The sequence below is a fragment of the Cellvibrio sp. GW822-FHT04B05 genome (assembly GCF_058800985.1).
Window position 1 is genome coordinate 828,437 of the sequence record NZ_JBXAMU010000002.1, and the last position, 26,468, is coordinate 854,904.

The window sequence follows — 26,468 nt, forward strand, 5'->3', positions numbered from 1 at the left end:
TTGTTAATCGTCAGCAGGATTAATAAATCATTAATCCTGCTTAAACAAATACGGAAATAATTTTCGCGTTTCATCTGCACTCAAACCCTCTACCCGCGCTTTATTCACATCGGGTATTTTTTCTGCACCTGCAAAATACTCCAGCGCCTTTGCCAAACTCGCTTCGCGGATGATATGCAAAATAGGATAAGGAGATCGGTTAGTCAGGTTTTCTGCATCATCAGGTTCTGTGTGGGCAAAGCAATAATACGGATGAAAAGTCGCTAGCTGGTATACGCCGACCCAGCGATTACGCTTGAGTAATTTATTGGTCCAATTTAGGAATTGGTGGTAATCAAAAAAATCTTGCAAATGATCGGGAACAATAATTAATGTAGTTTCTATTTCAGCTGCAGTTTTTTCATCAAGCAACTCCATTTCTTGTTGCAGATCTTGCAGCAGCACTTCATCATCCGTGGCATCACTGACAAAAAAGCGAACACGATTCTCGCGTGTAGGCTTTCCGGAAAATGGACAGAGATTTAAACCTATCACTACCTCATTCAACCAGCGGGCAACATCAGCGATAATACTATCACTCGCAATATGCGCAGCCATACTTTAAGTTCCGGCTTTATTTTGTTGCTGCAACAAACCCAAACCTTCAATAAAGTCGAGCACTAATTCATCATCACAGGCTTTGTACTGTTCATGGCCAGCTTTGCGAAATAATGCGGCCAAATCAGATTTGGTTAATTCGACGGTGACAAGCTTGAGCACATCACGCACATGCTGCTCCTGCAGGTTGTAGGCAATGCGCAACTTTTTCAGCACATCGTTATTGGAAATCCTGGCGTGTTTCTCAATCACTTCAACATCTGCATCCGCTTTTTTTCCGCGTTGCTGAGCGATTAAATTATTCAGGAAATGAATCAGGATATAGTCCGGCATAGGTTCAAAACCGGGTTGATAATCCGTTTTCAGCAGATTGGCGACATCTTTATCAGCCAGGTCAATATCAGACAAAGAGAATACTGTCTGGATTTGCGCTGTATCAAATTGTAAAGATTGGGTAATTTTGCGGAAAATATCGTTGGTTCTCATGGGGCTGCTCTATGATTGCACCTGGGTTTTGCGGCATTCTACCGCAAAATATCATCGGCACGAGAGCTTATCCATGCATCCTTTTAACGAAGTAAATCCATTTGAACCTGAATTAGTCGCTGGTCGCAAACGCGCCAAACAACTGTGTGAGCAACTAAACGCCCTGCGTGCCGATCAGACCAAGGCACGCAAACCAATTTACCAACAACTTTTTGGCCAAGTGTCCAGTGCCTACATCGAACCCACTTTTTTCTGCGATTACGGCAGTAATATTTTTCTTGGCGAAAAATTTTATGCCAATCACAACTGCGTTATTTTGGATGTTGCGGAAGTGCATATTGGCGACCGGGTAATGTTCGGCCCCAATGTACAAATCTATGCAACCACTCATCCGCTTGACCCGGTCGAACGCGCAACCGGAAAAGAGTTCTGTGCAACAGTGAGCATTGGCGATGACTGCTGGATTGGTGGGGGCGCAATTATTTTAGCAGGCGTAACGATTGGAAAAGGCTCAGTAATCGGTGCGGGAAGTTTGGTGAATAAAGATATACCAGAGGGTGTTGTGGCAGCGGGAAATCCTTGCCGGGTGATAAAAATAATTAACCCGCGAAAGCCAGCATAAATTGCCTCGCTCTCAAGTGGATCTTGGGAGCGAGATAGATTTAATCCAAAATAATATGCGGCAAAAAACGCGATGTATCTTTGGTAATCAGTGAGTTATCTTCACGAATACAAATTCCCGCTGCACTATCACCCACTACCCAGCTACCGAGCATCGCATAGGTATCGGCATTGCGATATTCATCGCGGAATTTTGGCAGTGTGTGCAACGCCTGACGCACGTAACGTCCATCTGCATAAGGACCAGCAGCAGAGATTTTTTCACCGGCAGCGGTGATTAAATCCACGTTAGCACCTTCACGTGAGAACAAAGGTTTACGCACCCAACCAGCCTCTAGCGGCTCGCTTGTTCCCGTCTCAAAAAATGCAGGTAATAAATTGGGATGATTGGGATAGCGTTGCCACAGCAATGGCAGGATGCCTTTGTTGGACAACAACATTTTCCACGCGGGTTCCAGCATTTGGGTATTAGCTGCAGTAATCGCGCGGGCAAAATTTTCTTGCACCATAAATTCCCACGGGTAAAGCTTGAACAAACCTTTGATCGGAAGATTATCCAGATCAACAAATTGCTCACCCCGTCCATTCATATCATCAAGCACGCCAATATCTTCCAGCGGAATGTAGCGCACATCGACACCGGCCTGCGCCGCCATATCCATTAGATAATTAACCGTACCGCGATCTTCAAGGTTGTCGCGCACACTGGCGAAATAAAATGGTTGTGGTAAATCCAATTCAGCGAACGCTTGTTCGATTTTATCGTGTAGGGAATTAAATTGATCAGCACGCTCGGGCACTACGCCATTTTTAATCTGGTCTTCCAACCACACCCATTGAAAAAATCCGGTTTCAAATAATGATGTGGGCGTGTCGTAATTTAATTCGAGTAATTTTGCGGGACCAGTGCCGTCGTAAACCAAATCGAAACGACCATATAAATGCGGTTCGCCTTTGTTCCAGGAATTCCAGATATAACTCCAGAAGTCGCGCGGAATATTAAGCTGCGTGAGCATTTCTTCACTGCGGGTAATATCGCCGACCATATCCATGGCCATCTGGTGTAACTCCTCCGTCGGGGCTTCCAAGTCCTCTTCAATTTGTTGCAAACTGAATTGGTAATAAGCCGTTTCATCCCAATAGGGTTCGCCGTCAAAGGTGTGAAAATCAAACCCTACCTCTTCGGCAAAAGCGCGCCAATTAGCGCGCTCGGCAACACTGATACGTTTCATCCATTAACCACCAAAACTATTACGTGCAGCCGCTTGTTGGCCAAAACCACCGCGGCTAACCACTTGGCCCATTTGCGGTTTTACTTGTGAAGGCTTCAGTGAAATAGGACCGATTCCTTTTGCCACGGGTGTATTCGTTGCCGTGCGGAAAGTGCTACGGTCATCGCGCGATTTATACAGCGGTTGACTGGCTACATTGGGTCCGCCGGCAGCAGCTCCCGCAGCAGCGGGTTGTTGAAAATTACCAGCACCGCCGCGACTCATCATTTGCCCGGCGAGAAAGCCCATCATCATCGGCATAAATACACTGCCGCCGGAAGCGGTTTGCTGCGGTGCAGTTTCACACTGGCCTGCACCGAAATCCGTTTCACATTCTTCTTTGTTTAAATATTTTGGCGCAACCTGCGGATGCAAGGTTTGCGCGGCAACGAAGTCAGCTTCGCACTGCGCTGCGCTGTTAAGTGCTGCAGCGCTACATTCACTTGGATCAGTAAATACCATTGCCTGTTCGCGCTCTTCGCCGCAACCGGCGAGCAATAAAGTGGCAACAGGAACCATCAATACCAATGCGGCTTTTTTACTGCGTTTCATCATTCATCTCCACAATCGTTATCGATTAAATTAGTAAGACATGCTCGCGGCATTAATTAAACCCACCGCAATCGCGATAGTTGCTGCAAAAATACCTGAAGCCATTTCGCCGCTGTCGATGCGCTCGGACAAATTTTTAATCACCAGACGCAGTACAGCAAACGTAAGAATTTGTACCACTAATGCAACAGCGCCCCAAACTGCACAATCGAGCAATGAGAGCGAATGGGTGATTGCGCTGGACAGTGGTAATGCAAAACCAATAATCGCACCGCCAAATGCCAGTGCAGCAGCAGAATTATTTGCGCGGATCAACGCTAATTCTTCGTGTGGCGTCATCCAGGTATAAAAGCGAACGAATATCAGAACCAAAATAATCGCCACAGCAAAGTAAGCGAGAAAAGGCGGAATGCCGTTCAGTGATGATAAGGTGGTTGCAAGCATAGCTTTTGCCCTTGTTTATAAATGACGTGTTGTAAATAGCTTGTTTGTAAGTAAAGAGTAGATACCTAAAAACTGGCGCGATTCTGACACAAAAGTGCGCTTAGCTCTATCTTGCCAAATCCACTGATTCGAAGTTACACGCTTTGACTATTTTTAATCTATATTTCTGGCAAACTCATGTAGCAAGGACAATAAAAGGACAAATGATGCAAACCACTATGAATTCGTTCGTCATGCGCAGCCTGTTGTTCATATCAGCTGCACACCTCTGTGCTTGTAGCGACAACAGCGCCAATCTCGCACTGGGTACCCTTGAGCGCGATCGTGTGGTGCTTAAAGCGACGGCAGCAGAAATTATTACGCAGTTGCCCATCGCTGAAGGTAGCGATGTCAACGCGGGCGATTTACTGTTGCAGTTAGATGACCGCCGGCAATTAGCGCTGGTTGCAAAAGCCGACGCCAATCTCGCCAGCGCTAGCGCCAATCTTACCAAATTACAAAACGGTGCTCGCGCGGAAGATATTGCGGCGGCACGCTCGCAAGTAAAGGGCGCTGAGGCGCAATTAGTGGAAGCGCAAAAAACCTTTGCGCGGACCGCGACATTAGTAAACAAAAAACTCGCCGGGGCCGCCGAGCTGGATACCGCTCGCGCCAAACGCGATTCGGCCCAAGCCAATCTCGATAAAGTGCAGGATAATCTTTCATTGCTGACCAACGGCACTCGCGAAGAGGATTTGCAGGAGGCCGAAGCGCAAGTTGCACTCGCTAAAGCCGCGCTGGAACTGGAGCAATATAATCTGGGCGAATTGAGCATTCGCGCCACCAGCACTGCACGGCTCGATCATCTACCCAAACACCTCGGTGAACGCACTAGCATCGGTGAGGCCGTGGCAACCTTGCTGGATAAAAATGCGCCTTACGCACGGATTTATGTTCCCGAAACCCATCGCCTGAAAATGGCGGCCGGACAGGAGTTGGTCATCCATGTCGATGGCCTTGCGGAAACGCAAACCGGCAAGTTGCGTTGGATTTCCCAAGACCCGGCCTTTACTCCCTACTTTGCCCTGAACTCCACCGACCGCGCACGCCTGGTGTATTTGGCCGAAGTGCAACTGCCCGCTTCCGCCGCCAATCTCCCCAGCGGATTACCCGTCCAGGTTGAGTTGCCCCATGACTGAACTGGATTCTCACAGCGCAACTGACTGGGCAATCGAAACCCGCGGCATGACGCGTCGCTTTGGCGATTTTGTTGCCGTAAACCAACTGGACTTACACATCCCGCACAAAAGTATTTACGGATTCCTCGGTCCCAACGGCTGTGGTAAATCAACCAGCATGCGGCTGATTACCGGTTTGCTTACACCGAGTGCGGGTGATATCCGGGTGTTGGGGATGGAGATTCCCGCGCAAGCGGAATTGCTGCGTCGCCGCCTGGGTTATATGACCCAGAAATTTTCGCTTTACGATGATTTAACCGTGTACGAAAACCTGCGTTTTATGGCACAGATCTACAACCTCGAAAGCCGCTCGTTAAAACAACTGATCGACAGCCAACTCAGTCGCTATCAACTTAACGAGCGCAAAAGTCGATTGGCTGGCTCGCTCAGCGGCGGGCAACGCCAACGCCTGGCACTGGCGGCGGCCACCTTGCATCAACCGGAATTATTGATCCTCGACGAACCCACCTCAGCGGTAGACCCGGAAAACCGGCGCGACTTTTGGGAAAAACTGTTCGACTTGTGCGACAGCGGCACCACAATCCTCGTCTCCACTCACTACATGGACGAAGCCGAGCGTTGCCACGGTCTGGCAATTATGGAAGGCGGCGTTAAACGCGCCGATGGTGCGCCGGCGCAACTGCTGCGCGAGCTGGGTGCAAGGGTAGTGGAAGTCGATGGGGAAAACCTGCGCCAACTCAAACAACAGTTAGGTCAATTACCGGAGGTGGTGTCCACCGCGCAGCAAGGAACCCATTTGCGGGTGCTGATCAAAGACTCCATTGATGACCCGGAAGCCTGGCTGCGCAGCACGCATCCGCAATTGGTCGCCAATCGCCAAATCCACGTAGTGCGCCCGAGCCTGGAAGATGTATTCGTCCATTGCACCGGCCCCAACGCGCCAGACGGACAAGGAGGACGCCAATGAATGCCTTGAGCCAAAGCCTGCAACGTATAGGCGCGGTTGTGTTCAAGGAATTGCGCCAGCTAACGCGCGACCGCCCCACCTTCGGCATGGTTGTGATGGTGCCGCTGATCCAACTGCTGCTGTTTGGTTTTGCCATCAACACTAATGTGCGGGATTTGCCCGTCGGTGTGGTGGATTTAAGCCATACGCAAACTGCCCGCGCATTGGTGAGCGATCTCACCGCCACCCAAGTCGTCCGCTTTAGCGAGACCTACCAAACACCAAGCCAGGCGGAAGATGCAATCCGTCGCGGCCATGTACATGCGGTGTTGGTGATCCCCAGGGATTTTGGCCAGCGTTTGCAAGACCAGCGCCCCATCGCCCAATGGCTGATCGACGGCTCCGACACCATGGTCAGCAACGCCCTGCTCGCCCTGCAACAAATGCCGTTCGCCAGCGGTTTTGAGGCTCAGCCAGTCGCACGAAAAAACACGTTTGAAATCGCACTCTTCTTCAACCCCGAGCGCCGCTCGGCAATAAACATTGTCCCGGGGTTGGTGGCGATTGTGCTGACCATGACGATGGTGATGTTCACCTCGGCAGCGCTGGTGCGCGAGCGCGAGCGCGGCAATCTGGAATTGCTGATCACCACACCGGTGCGCTCCAGCGAAATTATGATCGGCAAAATCGTGCCCTATATTTTTGTCGGCCTGATCCAGGTGACGATCATCCTTGGGCTTGGCCATTTGATTTTTGATGTGCCGGTGAATGGCCGCCTGGATCAACTTGTTTTGGGAGTATTTGCATTTATCAGTGCCAGCCTGACACTCGGCCTGCTGGTCTCCACCATTGCCAAAACCCAGTTGCAGGCGATGCAACTTACGGTGTTTTTGCTGATTCCCTCGATCCTGCTGTCCGGGTTTATGTTCCCTTATGAAGGCATGCCCGTTGCCGCACAATGGATTGCAGAAGGCCTGCCCGCCACCCACTTTATCCGCATGGTACGTGCCATCGTTCTGCGTGGGGCGACATTGGAAGATTTGCAGCCGGATTTGTTTTGGCTGATCGGCTTCACGATATTGGGGGTTATCGCCGCCGCCAGCCGCTTCAAAAAACGGCTGGATTAATGGCCTTATGTCCAATTTTTTATTTTTAATGCTATTTTTCACTTATTTGTTATAGCTAAATCGCGTAAGTACAAAAATTTTTATAGTTTTAGCCTTGAGAGTGGTTAGAATTCAACCTAAACTGCACGGCATCAATTATGTGAACTGGTTCGCAAATATGCTCAAGCACATCTCCGCTGTTCTGGCCCTGGTGATTTCTACCCAAACCAGTGCCCTTAGTATCGATTTAGGTCCTGCAACTGGCTACAACCTCTTTATTAAAGAGAACTTTACCCAACCGGGTGCTGATTCCCAAGGCAAGATCGCCATTGGTGGCAATGCTAACATCGGTCAATACGATGTGGGCGTCAATTACGAGCCCGGTACCAAGCGCGACGGCGTGCAATTTTGGACCGACCCGAAACAATATTCCGATGTGCTCGTTGTTGGCGGCAACCTGACCACGACTGCGTGGGCGTGGGGCAACGTTAAAGGCAACCTGATCCTGGGTGGTGAGCTTACTTCCGGCTCCAGCAAAAACGCCGTGCTCGGTACTACCACCAAAGCAACGCCGATCGATTTCAATTCTGCGTTTGAACAATTCAATGCCCTGTCAAAAACATTGGCAGGTGAGGCGAACACCGGTGGAGTGGAATTTAAATACAACAACTGGTTGATGTTGAATGGCACCGCCGACAGCGATATTTATATAGCCAATATCACCGGTCAAATGCTGGCAAGCGCGACTGATTTAACCGCTGCCGGTTTGGATAAAAACGATACGCTGATCATTAACGTGAGCGGTAAAAATATCAATTTTGATTCGCTCAATTACGGCCAACGTGAAAATTACAGCGCATTGGATTTGTCGGCCAGTCACATCCTGTACAATTTTTTTGAAGCAGAAAACATCACTTTTAGCGGCGGCATCAAGGGAAATATTCTTGCACCCAATGCCAACTTCACCTTCTTGCAGGGCGATCTGAGTGGTCAAGTAATTGCCAAATCATGGACCGGCGGTTGGGGCGCACAAGCCAACTTATGGGATGGTTTTTTCGTCCCGCCAGTAGAGCTTCCACCTACACCGACCACACCACCAACGGTTAAAGTCCCTGAACCTACATCAATCGTGCTGTTATTAGCCGGTTTACTGGCCCTAGTGTTGATTCGCCGCAAACGCGCATAAGTTCGATTTGTAAAAAAAGCCGCTACCGGCATTTGCCGGTAGCGGCTTTTTTTTGCGCCCGTATTCGCTACACTGTGTCCCGTCATTTCACTACTTGCACGCGCAAGCCAAAAATATAGGGATACCTATGAAATTCGATAATATTTTACAAACCATTGGCAATACGCCCCACGTTCGTATCAACCATTTATTCCGTAGCGATATCGAAGTCTGGATGAAGGTTGAACGCTTTAATCCCGGCAGCAGCATTAAAGACCGTATCGCACTCGCAATGATTGAAGATGCCGAAGCCAAAGGTTTAATCAACAAAGATACCGTTATTATCGAACCCACCTCCGGCAACACCGGTATCGGCCTCGCCCTCGTGTGCGCAGTAAAAGGCTATCGCCTTATTCTCACTATGCCGGAATCCATGTCGGTTGAGCGTCGCAAAAATATGAAAGCACTCGGCGCAGAATTGATGCTTACACCGAAAGAACTCGGCATGGGCGGCTGCATCGCCAAAGCCAACGAACTAAAAGCAGAAAATCCAAATAGCTGGATACCGCAACAATTCAACAACCCTGCGAATGTGGAAGCTCATCGCAATACTACTGCACAAGAAATCCTCGCTGATTTTCCCGAAGGTGTGGATTATTTAATTACCGGCGTCGGTACCGGCGGTCATATCACCGGCTGCAGCGAAGTATTGAAAGAAAAATTTCCGCAGTTACAAACATTTGCGGTAGAACCGGAAAAATCACCGGTCATTAGCGGTGGCCCAAAAGGCCTACACCGCTTGCAAGGCATCGGTGCCGGTTTTATCCCACAAGTATTAAATAAAGAAACCCTCGACGGCACTGTCCTCGTTAACGAAACCGATGCGTTCGAAATGACTCGCCAATGCGCACTGAAAGAAGGTATTTTTATCGGCATCTCCTCCGGCGCCACCCTCGCTGCTGTTGCGCAAAAACAAGATGAGATGAAACCTGGCAGCCGCGTAATTATTTTCAGTTACGATACAGGTGAGCGTTACTTGTCGATTGAGGATTTGTTTTAAACAATAAATCAAAAGATATTCGATACCTATTTCTAACAGAGGGGGCGCAATAAATTGCGCCCCTACGGAAACGTGAAATTTTGCTACTGTTTGCTACTGTATAGGGGCGTGATTTACCCCACCCTGATTTATCAGCCCTTTTTTACCAACACTACAATAAAAAGCTCTCTTTTAGTGCACCCCAAAAAACATATCTTACCTGTGGTAAAGTCCATCATCAGAAATATCTACAGCTCCCAACAAGGAAACAACAATGAGTAATGTGCATTTTATCGGTGGTGAAAAAGGCGGAGTGGGAAAATCAATGACCTCACGCTTGTTGGCGCAGTACTTGATTGACGCAGGCACACCATTTATTGGTTTTGATTCCGACCAATCGCACGGAACTTTTTCGCGCTTTTATAGCGAATTTGCCTCGCCACTCATCGTTGATGACTACGACAGTCTCGATCAGCTGATCATTCTCGCGCAGGAAAACCCCGACAGCGATTTGATTATTGATCTGGCAGCACAAACATCAACGCGTCTTGGCAAGTGGATTGAAGAGAGTGATGCACTGGCATTGTTTCAGGAAGTGGGCAGCCAAGTGTATTTGTGGCACGTAATGGATGATGGCGCAGACTCGGTAAATTTATTGAATAATTTACTCAACCGCTACCCGCAGGATTTTATCAAAATAGTCGTCGTGAATAACTTGGGGCGTGGCGAATGTTTTGAGCATTTTGAACAATCAACCACCTATCAAAAAGCCAAAGACCGCGATGCAATTTTTATTACTCTGGGGAAATTGCAACCGCAATTAGCAGCACGCATTGATTTTAGCAATACCAGCTTCTGGGCAGCCGCCAATAATATCGACGTAATGAATATCATTGAGCGTTCGCGTGTACGCGTGTGGCTAAAAAATAACTATTTGCAGTTTGATAAATTAAGCCAGTGAAAAACACATAGAACCAGCATTTTTTAATGCCGCTTAATTAAGCGGCATTAAAAAATTACCAACGAGCAAAGCTTAATAGAAACAACCGCTTGGCTTGCCCAGAAAGGCATCTATTCAATTATCTTATGTCGAGTAGCTTGTCCTGGAGTGACAAACAGTAATTTGGATTTAATCCCGGTTTTCGCAGTGTGCCAAATTCTCTTAGGTACTATTACGTATTGACCTTGCTCACTTAACTTGACGCAAGTTTCCCCACTTCAGTTTGAAGAATAAAAGACACTTCACCGGATATTAAAATGACAACTTCATCAGCATGAGGGTGAACCTCCCCACTCGACCAATCCGAATCAAATTCATAACACGAAATTAATTCATGCCCACCGAAACCGTCATAAGATTTATCTATTCGCTCATATAAAGTCGAATCCGCCCGCTCTATTGACGCTTTTTTGTCAGGACTGAGCACAACAAAATCCTGTTCAATTTGATTTGGTGATTGCATAGTTAAGTTACGATGCTCAAAGTGAAGCCAAGCACAATAGCAGTTTGCAAGCAACGAGCTACAGAAGAATTGTCATTGTCGTAGCGATTCAGCTCACACATAAGACCTACAAGTGAGTCGTATTGTGATTGAGATACACGATCGATCTGCATTCGATACCTTTCAAATGTAACGCTGAAGGAAGCAACAGTTTGTAAATTGTAGTTTTGTAGAATATTTTTGCACAGAAAAACCATATAACTGCAACTTAAAAACTGCCCAGTGTAGCGAAGCGGAACAGTGTTGCAACGGCTTGTATGATCGTTTTTAAGGCGAGGTTGTTATATATACGTGCCTCAAATCTTCCGAGCCCCCAGCCAATGTACAAGTACCCTTACCTCCAATTGTAATGGTTTGTTTGGCGAGTTGTGCAGCTAGCACTATAGAAAGCACATTCTTTCCTTCTGATGTGCTGCCATCAAATGTGTAGTGCCACCCGGATATTGCACATGCGGCTAAGCTTGGTGTACCGTTTAAGGCAACATGACAAACTGGGGAAATACCTGTGGTGTGACAAACTACCCGCGAAATAGTCCCTGTAGAATCCGCATAAACATTTCCGCATAAAATTGCGGGAAGAGCTATTAAGAATATTAATTTTTTATTCATAAAGATTTACTTCCTATGATGTCACTAAGTCATACCGTCGTCTAAAACGGCAGTTTTTAAGTCGCAGTTTTATGGAATACTTTTGCGCAGCAAAACCATAAAACTGCGACTTAAAAACTGTCTAAGGAGCGTAGCGACTGGTGCTGCAACGACTTGTTATAGCCAGCCTTTACACCTTGAAAAAGCCAAAAAATACTATATTATGGTATTTTTTGGTACTTTTCTACATTTGGAGGCTTCTATGGCTAAGAACACCAGTATTACTTTAGGTGATCACTTTGATACTTTCATTTCCTCACAACTTGAGTCTGGCCGTTACGGTTCAGCCAGTGAAATTGTAAGGGCTGGATTACGGTTACTTGAAGACTCTGAAAGCAAGCTACAGGCACTCCGTCAAATGCTCATTCAAGGCGAGGAAAGCGGCGTTGCCGATTATAACTACAAAGACTTCCTATCTGAACTTGATGAGCAGAAGCATTAATGGAACAATTTCAATTAAGCAAAGAGGCTAAAAACGATTTACGCTCAATTGCTATTTTTACAGAAAACCGCTGGGGCAGAACACAACGAAATTTATACATCAAGCAATTGGATGAAACATTTTTGATGCTTGCACAAAGTCCAGATTTGGGAATTTCATGCAACTACATTCGAGATGGTTACAAGAAATTTCCACAAGGCAGCCACATAATTTTCTACAAACACAGCACTTCAGCCAATATTTTGGTGGTGCGTATCTTACACAAGAGCATGGATTACGATTCACAGCTCTGAAGCTATAACGTCGCGTTCACCTGCGGATTGTAAGTAGCGCGTTGCGATAAACTTAGCGCAGCGATATTGCATAAGCGCTACTTACAATTCGTCTAGTGCAATGCCTTGTTAGTTTTTGGTGATGACAACTGTAGCGGGCAACGGAAGAGTTTTCCCCCAAGGACCATTTTTGCAGCCATTAATCCACATAGTAATTTTTTTATCTGATGAAAATGCAGCGAGAGCAGTGCTAAACAATAAATTATAGTTATTTGGATAATCTGACTTCCATAAAACCACTTTGTCAAACTCTTGGCATCCTTCATTCGCTATGGGAGCATTTAGGTATAAGGTAAAGAAACTGTCTGATACTTCTATTTGGCTGATTAATACGGGACCAACATAGACCCCAGCAGCAGAATAACAAGAGATACTTAATAAAAAAACACCAAGAAGATACTTCATTTTCTTTTACTCCGAATGAAAACTAACGTTTAGCACAACGGCAGTTTGTAAGCCGCGGTTTTGTGGATTACTTTTGCGCAGCAAAACCACAAAACCGCGGCTTACAAACTGTCCAGCGCACGCAGTGCGCGGGTTGCAGCACTTTGTTATACCTGCTAGCTACATACCATTTTCTTCTGCCCAATTGAGCATAAAGTCTCCAACAGATTCAGATAATTGACTAGATTCGAAAAACATATATAGGTCTGGCGTATCTACATCGTCCATAAAGACTCGAAATACCATTTTTGATTTTCTACCAGACTCAGAAATGTCTACGACAACTTCCCTTTCTTCCTCTACCGGAACAGAAGCTGCAAATTTTGCGAGCTCATTCACTTCAATACCAAATTTATACTTAGCTTCTAAATCAGATAAAAATGGAGCAACATTTTCTAAGTCAAAACCCATCGAAGCTTCATTTTCCAGGCTTTGATCAGAAGCCACGGAACCGGAAAATATACTTAGAATTAATGCCAATATTTTTTTCATATCACCATTCCTGTATAACGAATGATATGGACTCCCCCCTCAACACGCAGCCCTATGCCAGCGTAAATTATCGGTGATGTCACAACCACCAGAGGAGCGATTTCCATGAATCTTACAACACTCGGTATTGATTTAGCGAAAACTTCTTTTAGCCTCGTCGGCATGGATTAGCAGGGCAAAGTGGTCTTGCGCAAAACGCTTAAGCGAGCGCAGCTACTGACTTTTATCGCCCAGTGCCCGGCCAGTTTAATCGGTATGGAAGCCTGCAGTGGCGCGCACTACTGGGGAAGGGAGTTTACCAAGCTGGGACACAAGGTCGGTATCATCGCCAGCAAGTTTATCGTGCCTTTTCGCAAAGGAGGCAAGAACGACAACAACGACGCCGAAGCGATTTGTGAAGCTGTTGGTCGATCAACCATTTGGTTTGTGCCGGTAAAGACCGCCGAGCAACAAGCGCAACTCTGCGTGCATCGCGTTCGCCAGGGATTGATCTCCGAGCGCACCGCACTGATCAATCAATTACGCGGATTGTTGGGCGAGTTTGGTATCGTCATGCCCAAAGGCCGCTATCCCGCACAACGTGAAATTCCACTGATTCTGGAAGATGCCAATAACGGTTTACCCATGCTCGCGCGGCAGATGATTAACAATCTCTGGGAGCGCATCAAAATCGCGAGTGAACAAATTCTTTTTTATGATCGCGAATTACGCAAACAAGCGCACCATCATCCTGTTTCAAAACGGTTGCTCACCATTCCCGGTGTAGGTGAGCAAGTCGCTTCCGGTATTGTTGCCAGCGTACCTGATCCATCACTCTTCAAAAATTCCCGCCAGTTTGCCGCGTGGCTAGGATTGGTACCCAGGCAATACACCACTGGCGGCAACATTCGGCTAGGGCGAATTACCAAACAAGGAGATCGTTACTTACGAATGTGCTTAGTTCATGGCGCACGCTCCGTGCTTGCCAATATGAAAGACAAGCAAGACAAAATCAGCTGCTGGGCGCGCGAATTAATTGCACGACGAGGCTACCTGCGCGCGGTCGTAGCAATGGCAGCGCGAAATGCACGACTGATCTGGACGCTCATGGTGAAGCAGGAAGATTACAAAGTAATAGCGGCTAGCTAAAGCGACAACAATGAAAATCAAAAAATATCGCGAGTGATTAGAAATGAAAAAGCAAAAGCGGTAATCAGTAAACGTTAAAACGAGTTCCGTGCTATTCACCATCAACAAATGAATAGCAACCCACCGAGTCCTGCGACGGCAGCAGATGACAATCAGGTCAGACCGGGGGAGCCAAAGCCTGTTGAACTCAATGATCGTCAAGATCGTCTAACGAATGAGGCTGCTCCCAGCGAATACTCATCTTGGTTCAGGCAATTATTTATTGCCGTCAGTAAACCGAATGTAGAGGTGCAGTCTATTTCTGAAAGTCAAAAGCAGCCTTAGCTTGACACTTGGGGGAGTCCATGTAGTCGAGTTCAGCGGCAGTTTTTAAGTTGTGGTTTTGTGGATTACTTTTGCGCAGCAAAACCACAAAACTGCGACTTACAAACTGTCCAGCGCACGAAGTGCGCGGGTTGCAGCACTTTGTTACATTCACTTATATTTCAAGATACGCCTTACCAAACTCTCTATCCAGCTCGGCAATAGAATTATATTTGGTAATGGCAATAGTAATTGCCAGCTCATGGAAAGCATTAACTTTCTTTTCATAGGATTCTTTTGTTTCAAGGTTCGCGCTACATTGAGGCTCCATAATTAAACGAGGCTCTTTCGATTGTTCATTCACTAGAAAGCTTGCGCCGTTTGTAGCTCTATCTATGATTTTTTGATGAAGCTCAATTCGTTGCGCGATGACTGTTAAGAGAGTGTGCTTGTAGTTTGAAATTTTCTCTTGCTCCGCAAGCTCTTTTGCGTGTGTAAGCTGTGCTTCTTGAGAATTTAACGTCTGAACTTGAAGGTTATGCAGTTTTGCAAACTCAGTGGATTGATTTTCTAGCAATGCTCGTTGTAGCTTAATTGTTTGAATAATCGCTATTAGTGTTACAAAGGAAACCATTGGGGAGAATACTCCACCAAAAAACGACCCAAAAGCCGCCCAATCAGTTTCTGTTGCAGAAAGATTATATCCGAGTTGTTTTCCGTAAAGATAACCTGAGATGGCTAACGAAATGATAATAGAAGCTACGGAAAAATATAATAAAAGATCTAACGCATTTCTATTTCTCACTACTGACTCCCTAAATGTAACGCCGAGTTCAGCGGCGGGTTTTAAGTTGTGGTTTTGCGGTACAGTGAGCGAAGCGAACGATGCTGCAACGACTTGTTAAACATTTGATGGTTTGCAAAACAATAGAATACGTTTCTTAAACCAACAACTACTTGTGCCAGATAAAAAGTAATAAGCTAAAGGTTACTGTATTTTTTCTTAATGGTAATAGTTAAAAAGAGCGCGAACCATTTACCACAGCAAACTTTTTGAAACTACCTGCAAATGTATTTAGCCAAACTTGCAACACCTGATAACCAAAAGACTTGTTAGTAGCGTGCTGGACAGTGCGCCGAACTTTCTGTGAACGTTTAACGATCTCGTTTGAAACACAAAACCCCGAAGAGCAAAAGAACACAATTACAGACTTCCCAAGTGCGACCCTTTCTTAGAACTAACGCAAACCAAAAGTACGACAAAGCTACAAGGCTAGAATAACTAAAACAAAAAACTCAAATTTTTAACGCTGTGCTCAACGGCAGTTTGTAAGTAGCGGTTTTGTGGATTACTTTTGCGAAGCAAAACCACAAAGCCGCTACTTACAAACGGTCCGGCGCACGCAGTGCGCGGATTGCAGCACCTTGTTAGCAGTGACTAAAACTTACTCACTCACACTGCAAGACAATGTTGAGTCGCGTCAGGCATAGGCAATTTTGTAATCCCAACTAGCCAGCTGCAGTACTGCGAGCAGGCAGAACCAATCCCCCCGATCTTCTACAACGATTGTTAGGTGCTGGCACTATCTATTTCTACCGATTTAAATTTACTTGCTTCTGCGGCAACCATTCCAACTAAATAACAATATGACGGGCCAGTACTTTTAACATTAATTGCACGAATAACAATTTTATTATTAGATGTTCTATACGACACCGAATTTGCATCACTTAAAGATGCTCTCCACGGGTAGTACGTGCCAATTCTTACTTCGAAAATATTTTGAGTCTTCAATAGGTCAATTGTGAATGAAGAACTGCCACCTCTTGTATCCTTTATAGTTCCAAATAATGTCCAATCATCACCATCGTTAATAACAGTTGTTAATGAAAACTCTCTCCAACCGTGCCATAAGGGTCGTGCTCCTGGCGGTCTACACCAAGAGTCCAACTGACCTGAAACATTGTCATAGATCTCAAGCTCCTTCCAATCTACATTGGAGTCCTCTAAAAAGGATTCTATTAAGCTATTTTGCTCTTCATTCATATCTTGAATAAAGTCCGTAAGATTACGATTCATCTACTTTCCCTCATGCTAACAGTTTATTAGACGGCTGAAGCCGTATATCACCTCGCCGGTTATCATTTTTAACTGACCTCCGAGAATAAAATAAAAGTTCTTTTAATATCAGAAGCTTACGTCGTGACACCAACATTTTTCATATCTTGATAAACGGCTTACTAATTACAATTGTTGCCGGTTATCACTTTACGCCATTTCCATATCAAGATAACTCCTGTTTTTACTCACTTTTTCAGGGTGATCACTATCGCTGGCAAGCGATATACGGCTTGCGCCGCATATCGCAGAGCTTGGCATTTTGAGGACACCCAGCCATATTGATGTATGGCGCAGGTCTACGTGTAAATGAGTGCTTGCGTTTACGGGTAAAGGATATTGATTTTTCAGGAAATCAGATAATTATACGTGCGGGAAAAGGAGGAAAAGATCGCAGAACTATTTTGCCGGAATTATTAAAAGAAGATTTGCGGAAACAAATTATTATTGTTCAAAAGATACATGATCTGGATACAGCTGAGGGTTTTGGAGAAGTGTACATGCCAAATCGTTTAGCGCAAAAATACCCCCAACAAGCGAGATATATTACTTGGCAATTTTTGTTTCCATCGAGAACCCGCTCGAAAGATCCTCGTTCCGATACAACTCGCCGCCACCATCTATACGATGGAACCCTGCAACGGAAAATAAAAGAGGCATTGATGGAGGCAAAAATTTATAAACATGCCTCTTGCCATACTTTCGTCACAGCTTTGCTACCCAAATATTATCAGCTGGTTATGATATTCGTACAGTTCAGGAATTACTCGGGCACAACGATGTAAAAACCACTGAAATTTATACCCATGTGCTAAATAAAGGTGGAATGGGCGTTCGCAGCCCATTGGATATCGGGAGGTAAATCAGCTCAAACCAAATTTGGTTTGAGCTGATTTATCGATTTTATTCTACTGCAACTACAACAACCGCTTTAGCTGGAATCTCCAGCGCAAGTTTTCCATTTTTGGCTTTTGCACTGTACGCAACCGGTTTGATTGCATTAGGCGCAGCGAAAGTATTGTGCGTATCCATCGCATTGGCAGTCAGCACTTTGCCTTTTGCACCGGTTATTTTTGTTCCCGCCAGATTCACACTTACAGTCTCTGCTTTATTTGGATTGACATTAACCAGCGCGATATAAATTTTTCCATCTTTACCACGCGCAGCGGTTGCACTTACAGCGGGAATCGATGTTTTACCCAAGGTGTACTGCGGTACATCCTTTAATTCCAAAGGTAAGGATGCTGCATCCTGGAATGGCACGTACATTTTGAAGGCGTGATAGGTTGGAGTCAGGAGCATCTTATCTTTCTCGGTCAAAATCATCGCCTGCAACACGTTAACCATTTGCGCGATATTGGTCATGTGCACTCGGTCGGCATGTTTGTGGAAAATATTGAAATTCAGCGCCGCAACAATCGCATCACGCAAACTGTTTTGTTGATAAAGGAAGCCGGGATTCTCGCCTTTTTCCACGTCGAACCATGTACCCCATTCATCAACATAGAAACCGACTTTTTTCTCGGGATCATTTTTATCCATTACCTTTTTGTTGTTGATAATAAATTCGTCCATACGCAGGGTGTTCACCATAGTGGAAATCCATTCGGTTTCCGGAAAACCGGTCGCCGCGCCTTTTACTTTCCAATCGCCCGTGGGGAGGGTGTAGTAATGGAAGCTCACCGCATCCATTTTCAAACTCCAGTTAGGCGTGACATTTGCGGTGAGATGGTCAGCCCATTGGGTGTCTTCAGTATGACCACCGCTTGCAATCATCTTGGGTGAATTATGTGCGGGCGCTTTCAGGAAGCTGGCATATTGTTTGTAGAGATGAGTGTAAAACTCCGGCGTCATGTTGCCGCCACAACCCCATGCTTCGTTACCTATTGCAAAATAATGCACACGGAAGGGTTTATCGCGACCATTTTTGCGGCGCAATTCTGCCAGTGTGGATTTGCCTTCGGCTGTCATATATTCCAGCCATTCCGCCATTTCCTGTGCGGTACCGGTTCCCAGATTTCCGTTGATGTAAACCTCGGCGCCCAATAATTCCGCCAAATCAAAAAACTCGTGCGTGCCGACTGCATTGTTCTCTTCGACACCACCCCAGTTGGTGTTCACTTTTACCGGGCGTTTATCGCGCGGGCCGATGCCGTCGCGCCAATGGTATTCGTCGGCAAAACAACCACCGGGCCAACGCACCAGAGGAACATGCAAATCTTTCAGCGCGCCCAGAACATCTTTCCGCCAGCCTTTGGTGTTAGGGAGGTTGGAATCCGGCCCTACCCACATACCTTCATAAATACCGCGCCCCAAGTGCTCGGCAAACTGGCCATAGATATTTTTGTTGATGAGCGGACCAGCTTTGGCGGTGTCGATGTTGAGTTGGGTATCGGCCAAGGCGATGCAACTGATGCTCAGGCCGAGGGCGGCGATAAGCGGCTTGACGGCTCGCATAGGTGTCTCCTGATTGTTGTTATGGAGTTGTTATTACTGTAGCGACTGGCAGAATATCCCCTCACAGATAATATTGTCATACAAGTTAACCTAATTTTACCTGTCCCCCAAATCCTCTGCTGCCAACTTATGGCAGTGGGATTAGTGACACCTTGTCTCAACTAGCTGTCATTTTGACAGCACTGTGTTTAAATACAGCACATTCATTTTAAAACCATCGTCATGCGCAAAATTATCCATTGTGATGCAGATTGTTTCTTCGCCGCTATCGAGATGCGCGATGATCCCAGCCTTGTCCATCGCCCTATTGCAGTAGGTGGCAGCAGTGACAAACGCGGGGTAATTTCTACCTGCAATTATGAGGCGCGCCGCTATGGAGTCCATTCGGCGATGCCCACCAGCACGGCAAAACGTTTGTGCCCACATTTGTTAATCCTGCCCACCCGTATGGATGCCTATCGGGAAGCCTCGGAAAAAATGCGCGACATTTTTTATGAGTACACCGAGCTGGTTGAACCGCTTTCGCTGGACGAAGCATTTCTGGATGTGAGCGATGCAAAAGTCCATCGCGGTAGCGCGACCTTGATCGCGCAAGAAATTCGCCAGCGCATCAATGATGAAATCGGCATTACCGTTTCCGCCGGCATCGCCCCCAATAAATTTCTCGCCAAAATTGCAAGTGACTGGAATAAACCCAACGGCCAGTTGGTAATTCCACCTGAGCAAGTTTCGGCATTTGTTGCGCAGTTACCGGTAAAAAAAATTTATGGTGTTGGTAAAGCTATGGCTAACAAACTTGCCGAAATAAATATTTTTACCTGTAGCGATGTGCAAAAGCTTTCGATTTTTGATTTAACCCAGCGCTTCGGCCAAATGGGCTCGCGCCTTTATCACCTCAGTCGCGGTATTGATGATCGACAAGTTACAGCGGATCGCCGCCGCAAATCCCTCAGCGTAGAGAATACCTTTGCGCAGGACTTGCCCACCCTGCACCATTGCCTGCGTGAAATTCCCGCGCTTAGCCAACAACTGGCGATCAGGCTGCGTCGCGTGGATGACGACTACAAAGTAGTAAAGCTGTTTGTGAAAATAAAATTTTCTGACTTTAGCATTACTACCATTGAACGCAGTGCGACTGCGGTGTCATTAATGGAATTGCAAAGTTTATGCGAGGAAGCTTACGGGCGGAAAAACTCTCCGGTGCGTCTGCTAGGTGTCGGGGTAAGATTTATCGATTTGCGCGAGAATAATTCGTTCTTTCAGTTAGAGCTTTTTAACAGCGATAGCCAGTACCACGCAGAAAGTCCGATTATGAATTAAGAAAACCTGGCAAGCGGGCTCTAATAAATGAATGGTTTTTAAGCGAGAAATATGGCGATTAATAACCGCCATATTTTTAGTTAAGAAAATTATTTCCCTTTCACATCCAATGCGCGTGCAGGTAATTTCACTTTCACACTGGTTTGTGGTTCAGCGGTGGATTTGGCGAGGATGACTTCGTATTCGCCTTTAGCAATTTTCCAGATTTTATCTTTACTTTGGTATATCGCCAGTATACGTGGATCAACATTGACGGTTACTGTGGTGGTTTCACCCGGTTTTAAATCTACCTTTTGAAAAGCTCCCAACCGCTTAGGCGCTTCCCATTTTATTTTGGTATTAGTAGGTGCGACGTAGATTTGCGCCACATCTTTACCGGCAACAGCACCGGTATTTTTCACGCTGAAGCTCACGCTTAATTGACCATTTTTTACATCGGCTTTTAAATCACTGTAAGCAAAGTCGGTGTAAGACAAACCAAAACCAAAAGGAAAAAGTGGTTTTTGATTTTTTAATTCAAACCATTTATAACCAACCGCTGCACCTTCAAAATAATTTACTTCAAAACGCTCATCCGGTTTTTTAGGATCACCATCGACAAGCGGGCGCGGTAATTGTTTTTCCGATGCAGGGAAAGTAATAGGTAAATGGCCGGAAGGATTAACCTCACCGGCCAACACCCTTGCGATAGCGTCGCCGCCATTTGTACCGGGATACCAAGCCTGCACGACCGCTCCGACGTTAGTTAACCACGGCATCAACACAGCACCACCGGTTTGCAATACCACTACTGTTTTTGAATTGGCTGCTGCAACCCTGGTGATAAGCGTATCCTGATTATCGGGTAACGATAAATCCGGAACATCAATGCCTTCTGCTGTCCATTGATTCGCAAACAACAATACCAGATCACTATCTGCCGCCAATTTCGCAGCAGCTTCGATATTCGTACCTTCATCAAAACTCATGCGTGTATTCCGGTATCGCGTTTCAAGTGCTTTCATCGGTGAAGATGGAAAATATACCATCGGCCCTGGAAACGCTTTCGGTCCAAGGTTTTGTACAGCCATGCCACCCAGAGGATAAACTTGCGATGATCCGCCACCGGAAAGTACACCCACATTTGCATGCGAGCCGATGACGGCGATTTTTTTCACGCTTTTCGCAATGGGTAATAATTTTTCATTATTTACCGGATCATTTTTTAATAAAACAATTCCTTCTTCCGCGTCTTTTTGCGAGATCAGACCATGCTTTTTGAAAGCAATATTATTGCCGGGCGCAGAAACCGGATTATCCATAACGCCTTGTTCAAATAAAGCATGCAATACGCGCCCTGCCATATCATCCAAACGTGCGGGTGATACCCAACCATTATTTATTGCCTCTTTTAATGGCTCTTTAAAATAAGCAGCAACATCAAATGGTAAACCCGACTGCTGATCCAAACCATTATTGGCCGCAGGAATCGTGCTGTGGGTTGCGCCCCAGTCCGACATCACCCAGCCTTTAAAACCCCAATCTTTTTTTAATACTTCATTAAGTAAATATTCGTTCTCGCACGCATATACACCGTTCACGCGATTATACGAACACATGACTGCACCCGGATTGCCAATTTCATTGGCAATTTGTAGCGCGAGCAAATCAGACATTCGCCCCGCTGCATCGTCGATTGTTACACTCAATTGCCCACGACCGGTTTCCTGATCGTTGTAGGCAAAATGTTTTAGCGTTGACACAATATTATTGGATTGCACGCCTCTGATTTGCTCACCTACCATAACGCCAGCAAGCAAAGGATCTTCACCGGCGTATTCAAAATTGCGACCATTGCGTGGCTCACGTACGAGATTTACGCTACCCGCTAATAACACATTAAATCCCGATATACGCGCTTCAGCTCCAATCATCGCGCCGCCTTCAAAGCCAACCTGCGGATTCCAGGTCGCGGCCGTATTCATGCCGGATGGCAAAGCCGTTCGTTCGCGCACATTCGGACCACTTTGCGACGCAACACCAAGCCCGGCATCGGCCATCCAAATAGGGGGAATACCCAAACGCGGCACGCCGTATGCAAATCCTGCTGATTGCGGATGCGACTCAACCGGACGGGTAAAGTTTTTCCAAGGTGCATCAGTACCAAAATAACTTACAACCAGCGATAATTTTTCATCCTGCGTCATTTGTTTAAGCAACAGCTGCGTGCGCTCGGCGGGGCTGATATTCGTTTTCATCCAGGGTTGGACGGTTAATGTTTTAGGTGGCGCTATTGCGTTCTGCGCAGCAGTCAATTGCATGCTAACCAACGCGCAGGCCATGACAACCAGGCCGATTGTTTTCGAAAAGTTCATTGTTAGACCTCTTGCTGTAGCAATGCTGATGTTATGTTAATTGTTATAAGTATAGGCAAGCGGGTAATTAGAAGAAATGCCCTGAAGCGGGCACCAGTATAACGCGAGGGATACTAACGATCGGGGTGATTGAACGCAGTAAATGAACGGATTTTTACCTTAAAAGTTCGCTTGATTCCGATTAATGTGAGCATTCAGTGGCTGATCATCCAGGGGCGCATCGATGGAAACATCTTATTGCCTCCTGCAGTGTACATTAAATTCGATTTGCGAATCGGCTTGTCGCCACAACCACAACCTTTGCCATGTTTATGTTCACGTCGCGCTTGCTGCTCAGCACGATAATCCGGTGTTGAAAATATAGGCGCATTCATCGCTGTTTCATTGCGCGTATGGGCTGCGCGGTTTTCTTTTTTCATATCCAGAAATTCCGGTGCGACCATAATGACCCGCGCACTCAATTTTGTGCAGGTAGGACAAGCTGCCGGTTTGCTCGAATCATCCATCGCGGCCAATTCGTAAAACAAACCATGGTCTACGCATTTGTAGTCGTAAACAGGCATGTGAATTCCTCAATAAAAAGCGTTGGAATTTTCGCAGGGATAAACTCCATCATTTACTCCGGGCGCGCAGTCCGGGACACGCCGTAAATACATCCCTGTAGGCTCGGGCACAGCATCCATGCTGCGCACGGTCCCGGACTGCGCGCCCGGAGTAAATGACGGAATCTATCTCAGTAGCTCCTGCTGGTATCGATAAAGAACAAAGAGCAAAAACTATTTTTCTTTCGACTCTATTTATCCTTCGACAAAGGCACATCCATTCCCGGCGATACCTTTTTAGTCGGTCCCTCTGCCGATGGGTTTACATCAAAATCAAAAATATCCGTCGGCAGCCATAAAGTTGCGCAAGCATTGGGAATATCGACCACGCCCGAGATATGCCCTTGCACCGGCGCGCAACCGAGGATTGCGTAAGCTTGGGCTTTTGAGTAACCGAACTTGGTCAAATAATTAATTGCATTCAAGCAAGCTTGACGATAGGCAACGTGTACATCGAGATAATGTTGTTCGCCGTATTCATCCACTGAAATACCTTCAAAAATTAAATAGTCATCGTATTTCGGCGCAATCGGGCTGGGTTTGAAAATCGGATTTTTAATCGCGTATTTCGCCATGCCATCTTTAATTAGATTCACCCGCAAATGAATCCAGCCCGCCATTTCAATCGCACCGCAGAAAGTAATTTCACCGTCGCCCTGGCTGAAGTGCAAATCACCCACCGAAAGACCACCGCCTTTTACATAAACCGGGAAATAAATTTTTGAGCCGCGCGATAAATCCTTGATGTCACAGTTACCGCCATGTTCACGCGGCGGTACCGTACGGGCACCTTCGGCAGCGGCAATTTTTGCCGCGTCGGGAGCCATCTTGCCCATGTGGGCAGTGTCAGCATAGGGTAATGTTGCGAGCGCAGGAACACGATCCGGTTCGGTATCGTAAAGTTCTTTTTCGCGTTTATTCCACTCCAGCAACATTTCTTTGGAGGGTAAGCATCCGATCAAACCCGGATGCACCAAACCGGCGAATTCCACATTGGGCACATGGCGGGATTTGGTAAACATACCGTTGATATCCCAAATGGATTTTTGCGCCTCGGGAAAATGTTCTGTTAAAAATCCGCCGCCGTTATTTTTGGAGAAAAAACCATTAAACCCCCAGAGGCTTTCCTGGAAGGCACCGATATCGAGAATATCGACTACTAATAAATCACCCGGTTCGGCACCCTCTACACCCACTGGGCCAGAGAGGAAATGCACCTGCGATAAATCCACATCGCGCACATCATCGGCGCTGTCATTATTTGCAATCTGGCCACCAGTCCAGTCGTAACATTCAATAATAAAATCGTCGCCGGGCTTCACGGTTTTGACCATGGGAATATCCGGATGCCAACGGTTGTGGATCATTTCGTTTTCATAGGGCGATTTATTTAAATCTATTTTGATAATCGTTTCAGCCATGGTACTGACTCCTGGTGAGTGTTGGACAAATTGTCACGGAACGGGATCAGTATCTTGCGCGGGGGATAAGCTCACAATACGACAAATAGCTCGCACTGCTACGCCATTTGACGTATAGACAGAAAGTAAAATAAAAAAACAGCTGGCAAGCCGGGATCAAAGCAATTTCTATTTTTATCCTGGCGTGGATTTGAATGGCCTGTTTCGCCGATGCTGCACCCGCAGGTGCAACCAATGGGACAAGGCCACACGGAAAACCGGTGAGAGGCGGGACGACTAAAGGTTCTGCTTTGACTGCTGCACGGCATAATCGGCTGGCGCCATGTTCATGGTCTTTTTAAAGGCGCGATAAAAGGTGGATTTACTATTAAAGCCAGCATCGGCCATAACATCTAGCATGGATAATTTGCCTGTATGGTTCGCCAATATAGCGGCGGCTTTTTGCACCCGAAAAGAATTGATATAGTCAAAAAAGTTCTGTCCGGCATCACGATTAATGGCGGCGGAAATTTTCCGTACTGATATACCACTAATCTCGGCCAGTTGCTCAAGGGTAAATTCCGGATCAAGAAATAACTCTTTCTCCCGCATCAGTTTATTCAGCTTTGCCAAAATCGTCGGATCGTGTTTCTCCGATTCGCGGGCTTCCACTTTGGTTTCACTAACCAACACTCGCTCATAGCCAATAGTCGCGTGAGCCATGCTGTAAAGCACCAAAGCGTTTACAAATATAAAATTAAAGACGTTACCGGAAATTCCGATCAGGTTGCCAATCCACTGCGATGCATTAATCAGAGTCAATAAATAGGCAATAAATACCCAAACCCAAATCATCAAAAACCCACCGATCAACATCTTCAACCAGAACAAATCGATTTTTTCAATGTTGGAAAATCGTTGTTTAAGCTGGTTTTTATAGTGGGACAATAGATAAAAACAGGCAAAACCATAGGTGACATAGAGTAAATGCCGCACCCATAAATGAATTTGGAATACTGGATTATTAAATAACAAACCATACTGAGTGATACCCAACATGCGCTCTTCCGGCGTCAAACTGGAGTAAAGTGCAAGAATAAAAAGCGGGAATAATGCCAGAGGAATAAAGTGGCTCCAATCTTTGCGGCTGAAATGAAAATCAGGTGATATCATAGACTTAACGTAAAAAAACAGCATGGGTGCGGCAAGATAAACACTGAACTTGAAGCAATAAAAAATATGCACAGCATGTACAAAATAATATTGCTTAATGCTGGGACTCCAGTAAATCAGGGTGTCAAATGCATCCAGGCCTATCGCCAGCAAAAAAAAAGCCAGGAAAAAATTAGCCTTGCGTTTTCCGATATTCGCCATCAGCAGCAAAATCGCAAATAACAAAGACTGAAACATCACTAAAATCAAGGGAATATCGTTAAAACTTAGAACCAATTTATCCACAAAAAACTCGCCTTTATATGACTATTATTATTGATAGAAAAGCTACAGATGAAAAATAAGAG

General features: G+C 46.0%; 26 protein-coding genes and 2 pseudogenes. 12 read left to right on the forward strand and 16 right to left on the reverse strand.

Annotated elements, in window-relative coordinates:
• Positions 1-30: 30 nt before the first annotated feature.
• Together AC1RJL_RS09150 and AC1RJL_RS09155 are read right to left on the reverse strand one after the other, a co-directional pair.
• Positions 31-597 carry a DUF1415 domain-containing protein gene (locus AC1RJL_RS09150; RefSeq protein WP_492913122.1) on the reverse strand — a complete coding sequence of 189 codons (567 nt, stop codon included), beginning with the start codon at positions 595-597 and terminating at the stop codon, positions 31-33.
• 3 nt (positions 598-600) lie between these two features.
• On the reverse strand, positions 601-1,083 hold the full coding sequence (locus AC1RJL_RS09155; RefSeq protein WP_492913124.1) for a YehS family protein: 483 nt from the start codon (positions 1,081-1,083) through the stop codon (positions 601-603).
• 73 nt (positions 1,084-1,156) lie between these two features.
• On the opposite strand from AC1RJL_RS09155, the gene AC1RJL_RS09160 reads away from it, so the two are divergent.
• Positions 1,157-1,705 (forward strand): sugar O-acetyltransferase, encoded by a 549-nt coding sequence (locus tag AC1RJL_RS09160; protein ID WP_492913126.1) that lies wholly within the window; start codon positions 1,157-1,159, stop codon positions 1,703-1,705.
• 40 nt (positions 1,706-1,745) lie between these two features.
• Here the strand turns inward: AC1RJL_RS09160 and AC1RJL_RS09165 are convergent, their stop codons facing one another.
• The 3 genes from AC1RJL_RS09165 to AC1RJL_RS09175 are packed head-to-tail and all read right to left on the reverse strand — an operon-like array spanning position 1,746 to position 3,971.
• Positions 1,746-2,936 (reverse strand): glutathionylspermidine synthase family protein, encoded by a 1,191-nt coding sequence (locus tag AC1RJL_RS09165; RefSeq protein WP_492913128.1) that lies wholly within the window; start codon positions 2,934-2,936, stop codon positions 1,746-1,748.
• 3 nt (positions 2,937-2,939) lie between these two features.
• On the reverse strand, positions 2,940-3,530 hold the full coding sequence (locus AC1RJL_RS09170) for a DUF1190 domain-containing protein (RefSeq protein WP_492913130.1): 591 nt from the start codon (positions 3,528-3,530) through the stop codon (positions 2,940-2,942).
• 27 nt (positions 3,531-3,557) lie between these two features.
• The gene (locus AC1RJL_RS09175) at positions 3,558-3,971 is read right to left on the reverse strand and encodes a DUF350 domain-containing protein (RefSeq protein WP_492913132.1); all 414 of its coding nucleotides are present in this window, start codon (positions 3,969-3,971) and stop codon (positions 3,558-3,560) included.
• A 218-nt stretch (positions 3,972-4,189) separates the two neighbouring features.
• On the opposite strand from AC1RJL_RS09175, the gene AC1RJL_RS09180 reads away from it, so the two are divergent.
• The 6 genes from AC1RJL_RS09180 to AC1RJL_RS09205 all read left to right on the forward strand — a co-directional run bounded on the left by AC1RJL_RS09180 (position 4,190) and on the right by AC1RJL_RS09205 (position 10,366).
• Positions 4,190-5,149, forward strand: coding sequence for an HlyD family secretion protein (locus tag AC1RJL_RS09180; protein WP_492913134.1), 960 nt, complete (start codon positions 4,190-4,192; stop codon positions 5,147-5,149).
• Positions 5,142-6,116 (forward strand): ABC transporter ATP-binding protein, encoded by a 975-nt coding sequence (locus AC1RJL_RS09185; RefSeq protein ID WP_492913136.1) that lies wholly within the window; start codon positions 5,142-5,144, stop codon positions 6,114-6,116. The genes AC1RJL_RS09180 and AC1RJL_RS09185 overlap by 8 nt, the downstream gene beginning before the upstream one ends.
• The gene (locus AC1RJL_RS09190; RefSeq protein ID WP_492913138.1) at positions 6,113-7,222 is read left to right on the forward strand and encodes an ABC transporter permease; all 1,110 of its coding nucleotides are present in this window, start codon (positions 6,113-6,115) and stop codon (positions 7,220-7,222) included. Before AC1RJL_RS09185 ends, AC1RJL_RS09190 begins: the two co-directional genes overlap by 4 nt.
• A 157-nt stretch (positions 7,223-7,379) precedes the next feature.
• Positions 7,380-8,387, forward strand: coding sequence for a choice-of-anchor A family protein (locus AC1RJL_RS09195; protein WP_492913140.1), 1,008 nt, complete (start codon positions 7,380-7,382; stop codon positions 8,385-8,387).
• 127 nt (positions 8,388-8,514) lie between these two features.
• Positions 8,515-9,426, forward strand: a complete 912-nt coding sequence (gene cysK / locus AC1RJL_RS09200) for a cysteine synthase A (protein ID WP_492913142.1) — start codon at positions 8,515-8,517, stop codon at positions 9,424-9,426.
• Between the two features lie 253 nt (positions 9,427-9,679).
• Complete coding sequence (locus tag AC1RJL_RS09205; protein ID WP_492913144.1) at positions 9,680-10,366, forward strand: P-loop NTPase family protein; 687 nt, start codon at positions 9,680-9,682, stop codon at positions 10,364-10,366.
• Positions 10,367-10,598: 232 nt separating this feature from the next.
• On the opposite strand, the gene AC1RJL_RS09210 is transcribed toward AC1RJL_RS09205, so the two are convergent.
• Both AC1RJL_RS09210 and AC1RJL_RS09215 read right to left on the reverse strand, forming a co-directional pair.
• The gene (locus AC1RJL_RS09210; RefSeq protein WP_492913146.1) at positions 10,599-10,868 is read right to left on the reverse strand and encodes a hypothetical protein; all 270 of its coding nucleotides are present in this window, start codon (positions 10,866-10,868) and stop codon (positions 10,599-10,601) included.
• 306 nt (positions 10,869-11,174) lie between these two features.
• Positions 11,175-11,516 (reverse strand): hypothetical protein, encoded by a 342-nt coding sequence (locus tag AC1RJL_RS09215; RefSeq protein ID WP_492913148.1) that lies wholly within the window; start codon positions 11,514-11,516, stop codon positions 11,175-11,177.
• Between the two features lie 82 nt (positions 11,517-11,598).
• Here AC1RJL_RS09215 and AC1RJL_RS09220 point away from each other — a divergent pair, with 82 nt between their 5' ends.
• Positions 11,599-11,997 carry a type II toxin-antitoxin system ParD family antitoxin gene (locus tag AC1RJL_RS09220; RefSeq protein ID WP_492913150.1) on the forward strand — a complete coding sequence of 133 codons (399 nt, stop codon included), beginning with the start codon at positions 11,599-11,601 and terminating at the stop codon, positions 11,995-11,997.
• Positions 11,997-12,290, forward strand: a complete 294-nt coding sequence (locus AC1RJL_RS09225) for a type II toxin-antitoxin system RelE/ParE family toxin (RefSeq protein WP_492913152.1) — start codon at positions 11,997-11,999, stop codon at positions 12,288-12,290. The genes AC1RJL_RS09220 and AC1RJL_RS09225 overlap by 1 nt, the downstream gene beginning before the upstream one ends.
• A gap of 108 nt (positions 12,291-12,398) precedes the next feature.
• Here AC1RJL_RS09225 and AC1RJL_RS09230 read toward each other — a convergent pair whose 3' ends face one another.
• Positions 12,399-12,734 carry a hypothetical protein gene (locus AC1RJL_RS09230; RefSeq protein ID WP_492913154.1) on the reverse strand — a complete coding sequence of 112 codons (336 nt, stop codon included), beginning with the start codon at positions 12,732-12,734 and terminating at the stop codon, positions 12,399-12,401.
• A gap of 159 nt (positions 12,735-12,893) precedes the next feature.
• Complete coding sequence (locus AC1RJL_RS09235; RefSeq protein WP_492913156.1) at positions 12,894-13,265, reverse strand: hypothetical protein; 372 nt, start codon at positions 13,263-13,265, stop codon at positions 12,894-12,896.
• Between the two features lie 105 nt (positions 13,266-13,370).
• On the opposite strand from AC1RJL_RS09235, the pseudogene AC1RJL_RS09240 reads away from it, so the two are divergent.
• Positions 13,371-14,393, forward strand: a pseudogene (locus AC1RJL_RS09240) (IS110 family RNA-guided transposase).
• A 478-nt stretch (positions 14,394-14,871) separates the two neighbouring features.
• Here the strand turns inward: AC1RJL_RS09240 and AC1RJL_RS09245 are convergent.
• Together AC1RJL_RS09245 and AC1RJL_RS09250 are read right to left on the reverse strand one after the other, a co-directional pair.
• Complete coding sequence (locus AC1RJL_RS09245; RefSeq protein ID WP_492913158.1) at positions 14,872-15,501, reverse strand: hypothetical protein; 630 nt, start codon at positions 15,499-15,501, stop codon at positions 14,872-14,874.
• A 765-nt stretch (positions 15,502-16,266) separates the two neighbouring features.
• Positions 16,267-16,776 carry a hypothetical protein gene (locus AC1RJL_RS09250; RefSeq protein ID WP_492913160.1) on the reverse strand — a complete coding sequence of 170 codons (510 nt, stop codon included), beginning with the start codon at positions 16,774-16,776 and terminating at the stop codon, positions 16,267-16,269.
• A gap of 323 nt (positions 16,777-17,099) precedes the next feature.
• Here AC1RJL_RS09250 and AC1RJL_RS09255 point away from each other — a divergent pair.
• Positions 17,100-17,677, forward strand: a pseudogene (locus AC1RJL_RS09255) (integron integrase).
• 41 nt (positions 17,678-17,718) lie between these two features.
• Here AC1RJL_RS09255 and AC1RJL_RS09260 read toward each other — a convergent pair.
• On the reverse strand, positions 17,719-19,272 hold the full coding sequence (locus AC1RJL_RS09260) for an alpha-N-arabinofuranosidase (RefSeq protein WP_492913162.1): 1,554 nt from the start codon (positions 19,270-19,272) through the stop codon (positions 17,719-17,721).
• Positions 19,273-19,494: 222 nt separating this feature from the next.
• On the opposite strand from AC1RJL_RS09260, the gene dinB reads away from it, so the two are divergent.
• Positions 19,495-20,592, forward strand: a complete 1,098-nt coding sequence (gene dinB, locus AC1RJL_RS09265) for a DNA polymerase IV (protein WP_492913164.1) — start codon at positions 19,495-19,497, stop codon at positions 20,590-20,592.
• 89 nt (positions 20,593-20,681) lie between these two features.
• Here the strand turns inward: dinB and AC1RJL_RS09270 are convergent, their stop codons facing one another.
• The 4 genes from AC1RJL_RS09270 to AC1RJL_RS09285 all read right to left on the reverse strand — a co-directional run bounded on the left by AC1RJL_RS09270 (position 20,682) and on the right by AC1RJL_RS09285 (position 26,406).
• Entirely contained in the window at positions 20,682-22,946 is a 2,265-nt protein-coding gene (locus AC1RJL_RS09270) for a glycoside hydrolase family 3 C-terminal domain-containing protein (RefSeq protein WP_492913166.1), read from the reverse strand.
• Positions 22,947-23,140: 194 nt separating this feature from the next.
• Positions 23,141-23,509, reverse strand: coding sequence for an FmdB family zinc ribbon protein (locus tag AC1RJL_RS09275; RefSeq protein WP_492913168.1), 369 nt, complete (start codon positions 23,507-23,509; stop codon positions 23,141-23,143).
• Between the two features lie 230 nt (positions 23,510-23,739).
• The gene (gene fmdA, locus AC1RJL_RS09280) at positions 23,740-24,969 is read right to left on the reverse strand and encodes a formamidase (protein ID WP_492913170.1); all 1,230 of its coding nucleotides are present in this window, start codon (positions 24,967-24,969) and stop codon (positions 23,740-23,742) included.
• 276 nt (positions 24,970-25,245) lie between these two features.
• Positions 25,246-26,406: a helix-turn-helix domain-containing protein gene (locus AC1RJL_RS09285; RefSeq protein WP_492913173.1), complete on the reverse strand. Its 1,161-nt coding sequence runs from the start codon at positions 26,404-26,406 to the stop codon at positions 25,246-25,248.
• Positions 26,407-26,468 lie beyond the last annotated feature (62 nt).

Coding starts and splice junctions, on each gene's coding strand:
- AC1RJL_RS09150 (WP_492913122.1), bottom strand. CDS start 597: ATGGCTGCGCATATTGCGAGTGATAGTATTATCGCTGATGTTGCCCGC.
- AC1RJL_RS09155 (WP_492913124.1), bottom strand. CDS start 1,083: ATGAGAACCAACGATATTTTCCGCAAAATTACCCAATCTTTACAATTT.
- AC1RJL_RS09160 (WP_492913126.1), top strand. CDS start 1,157: ATGCATCCTTTTAACGAAGTAAATCCATTTGAACCTGAATTAGTCGCT.
- AC1RJL_RS09165 (WP_492913128.1), bottom strand. CDS start 2,936: ATGAAACGTATCAGTGTTGCCGAGCGCGCTAATTGGCGCGCTTTTGCC.
- AC1RJL_RS09170 (WP_492913130.1), bottom strand. CDS start 3,530: ATGATGAAACGCAGTAAAAAAGCCGCATTGGTATTGATGGTTCCTGTT.
- AC1RJL_RS09175 (WP_492913132.1), bottom strand. CDS start 3,971: ATGCTTGCAACCACCTTATCATCACTGAACGGCATTCCGCCTTTTCTC.
- AC1RJL_RS09180 (WP_492913134.1), top strand. CDS start 4,190: ATGAATTCGTTCGTCATGCGCAGCCTGTTGTTCATATCAGCTGCACAC.
- AC1RJL_RS09185 (WP_492913136.1), top strand. CDS start 5,142: ATGACTGAACTGGATTCTCACAGCGCAACTGACTGGGCAATCGAAACC.
- AC1RJL_RS09190 (WP_492913138.1), top strand. CDS start 6,113: ATGAATGCCTTGAGCCAAAGCCTGCAACGTATAGGCGCGGTTGTGTTC.
- AC1RJL_RS09195 (WP_492913140.1), top strand. CDS start 7,380: ATGCTCAAGCACATCTCCGCTGTTCTGGCCCTGGTGATTTCTACCCAA.
- cysK (WP_492913142.1), top strand. CDS start 8,515: ATGAAATTCGATAATATTTTACAAACCATTGGCAATACGCCCCACGTT.
- AC1RJL_RS09205 (WP_492913144.1), top strand. CDS start 9,680: ATGAGTAATGTGCATTTTATCGGTGGTGAAAAAGGCGGAGTGGGAAAA.
- AC1RJL_RS09210 (WP_492913146.1), bottom strand. CDS start 10,868: ATGCAATCACCAAATCAAATTGAACAGGATTTTGTTGTGCTCAGTCCT.
- AC1RJL_RS09215 (WP_492913148.1), bottom strand. CDS start 11,516: ATGAATAAAAAATTAATATTCTTAATAGCTCTTCCCGCAATTTTATGC.
- AC1RJL_RS09225 (WP_492913152.1), top strand. CDS start 11,997: ATGGAACAATTTCAATTAAGCAAAGAGGCTAAAAACGATTTACGCTCA.
- AC1RJL_RS09230 (WP_492913154.1), bottom strand. CDS start 12,734: ATGAAGTATCTTCTTGGTGTTTTTTTATTAAGTATCTCTTGTTATTCT.
- AC1RJL_RS09235 (WP_492913156.1), bottom strand. CDS start 13,265: ATGAAAAAAATATTGGCATTAATTCTAAGTATATTTTCCGGTTCCGTG.
- AC1RJL_RS09250 (WP_492913160.1), bottom strand. CDS start 16,776: ATGAATCGTAATCTTACGGACTTTATTCAAGATATGAATGAAGAGCAA.
- AC1RJL_RS09260 (WP_492913162.1), bottom strand. CDS start 19,272: ATGCGAGCCGTCAAGCCGCTTATCGCCGCCCTCGGCCTGAGCATCAGT.
- dinB (WP_492913164.1), top strand. CDS start 19,495: ATGCGCAAAATTATCCATTGTGATGCAGATTGTTTCTTCGCCGCTATC.
- AC1RJL_RS09270 (WP_492913166.1), bottom strand. CDS start 22,946: ATGAACTTTTCGAAAACAATCGGCCTGGTTGTCATGGCCTGCGCGTTG.
- AC1RJL_RS09275 (WP_492913168.1), bottom strand. CDS start 23,509: ATGCCTGTTTACGACTACAAATGCGTAGACCATGGTTTGTTTTACGAA.
- fmdA (WP_492913170.1), bottom strand. CDS start 24,969: ATGGCTGAAACGATTATCAAAATAGATTTAAATAAATCGCCCTATGAA.